Genomic DNA, 2,006 nt, shown 5'->3' on the forward strand with positions numbered 1-2,006 from the left:
GGCGTCCGACGTCTCGCGCAGCATCTCCCAACCGGCCGGGTACGCGATCTGGACCCCGTTCGGGTCGTACCACCACCGGAAACCCGCGGGGATGTCCCGCGGCGACGGTGCCGCCGCACCGACGGGTGAACGCGCGTCCTCGATCTCCGCGCCGGCACCGCCGCCACCGCTGCGGGTGCCGTCGGTGTTGACCGCGATCAGCCCGACCGCGAGCACCGCGGCCGCCGCGCCCGCGGTGAGCCAGTGCCACTGGCGTGGGCGCCAGCCCGGTCGGACCGCGGGCCGCAGCCGGACCGTGCGCGCGGACGCGAGCGTCGTGAGACGACGCTCCACCTCGGCCGCCGTCATCCGGGCCCGCGGATCCTTGCGGAGCAGGCCGCGGATGACCGGTGCCAGCGGGCCGGCGCGGGTCATCCCGTGCGGCTTCTCGTTGGCCAGCGCGGACAGGGTCTCCATGATGGTCGTCCGGGCGTACGGGCCGCGTCCCTCGACGGCGTGGTAGAGCGTCGCGCCGAGCGACCACAGGTCGGACTCCGGTGTGGCGATGCCCGTCTCGGCCCGTTCCGGCGCGATGTACTGCGGTGTGCCGACGATGACCCCGCTCCGGGTGATCGCGCCCGCGTTCTCGTCGAGCGAGGCGGAGCCGAAGTCGGTGAGCACCACGCGCCCGTCCTCGGCGATCAGCACGTTGCTGGGCTTGACGTCGCGGTGCAGGACACCGGCCTTGTTGGCGGCGGCGAGGGCGGAGAGCACGGCCAGGCCGATCTCGACCACGTCGTCGACCGGCAGCGCCCCGGCCTCCCGGAGCACCTCCAGCAGTGAGCGGGACCGGACGTACTCCATGACGATCCAGTCGCGTTCGCCGTCGGACTCGATGTTGAAGACCCGGACGACGCTCGGGTGGCTCAGCCGGGCCGCGGCGCGCGCCTCGCGCAAGGTGCGGTCGCGCAGCTCGCCGTGCTCGTCGGAGCCCTGCGGCGGCACGTGGACCTCTTTGATCGCGACGTCGCGGTGCAGGATCTCGTCGCGGGCGAGCCAGACCCGGCCCATCCCACCGGCGCCCAGCGACCGCACGACGCGGTAGCGTCCCGCGACCACGTCCGGATCGGTCATCCACCACCTCGCCGCTTCCGGCTCGGTCAGTTCCGTGAGCGGGACCAGCACATCATGGAACGCGGGCAGCTGGCAAGGTAACCGTCACGACCAGGCCACCACCGGGATTGGGGCGGGCCGTCGCGTCGCCGCCGTGCGCGCGGGCCACGGATCTGACGATCGACAGGCCCAGGCCGGCGCCCTTCGCGGTGACCAGGCGGTCCGCGTCCAGGCGCCGGAACGGCTCGAACAGCCCCGGGATCTCGTACGCCGGAATGACCTGTCCCGTGTTGGCGACCTCGAGCTCGGCGCCACCACCGGGCCCGGTCCGGGTGCTGATCAGGGCGAACCCGCCGGCGACGTTGTGCCGGACCGCGTTCTCCACCAGGTTCTGCGCGAGCCGTTCCAGCAGCACCGCGTCGCCGCTGGTGAGCGCGGGTGCGGCCGCCTCCGTGAGGGTCACCGACGCCGCGCGGGCCTCCTCGGCCGCCTGCGCCGTCACGTGGGTCGCGATGTCGGCCAGGTCGATCTCCTGCCGGTCGACCACCTCGTGCTCCGAGCGGGCCAGCAGCAGCAACCCGTTGATCAGCCGCTCCTGCCGGCTGTTGATCTCCAGCAGGGTCTCGCCGAGCTGGGTCACGTCCGGTGACGCCGTGCGGCGGTTCATCGCGACCTCGACCAGGGCGCGGTTGAGCGTCAGCGGCGTACGCAGCTCGTGCGACGCGTTGGCGACGAACCGCCGCTGGCCCTCGAACGACCGGTCCAGCCGCTCGACCATCGTGTCGAACGTGTCCGCCAGCTCCTTGACGTCGTGGTCGCCGCCGGTGAGCCCGATCCGCTCGTGCAGGCTCAGATCCGCGCCGCGGGCGATGCGACGGGCGGTGTCCGTGACCCGGTGCAGCGGTGCCAGCACC

Annotated in this window: 2 protein-coding genes; both read right to left on the reverse strand. The window is 73.2% G+C overall.

The window, feature by feature from the left end:
• On the reverse strand, positions 1–1,113 hold a 1,113-nt coding region (locus AB0H87_RS41290; RefSeq protein ID WP_360159171.1), incomplete at its 3' end, for a serine/threonine-protein kinase.
• Positions 1,114–1,165: 52 nt separating this feature from the next.
• The coding region (locus AB0H87_RS41295; RefSeq protein WP_360159174.1) for a HAMP domain-containing sensor histidine kinase at positions 1,166–2,006 on the reverse strand (841 nt) is incomplete at its 5' end.

This window comes from Asanoa sp. NPDC050611 (genome assembly GCF_040654855.1).
Taxonomy (GTDB): domain Bacteria; phylum Actinomycetota; class Actinomycetes; order Mycobacteriales; family Micromonosporaceae; genus Asanoa.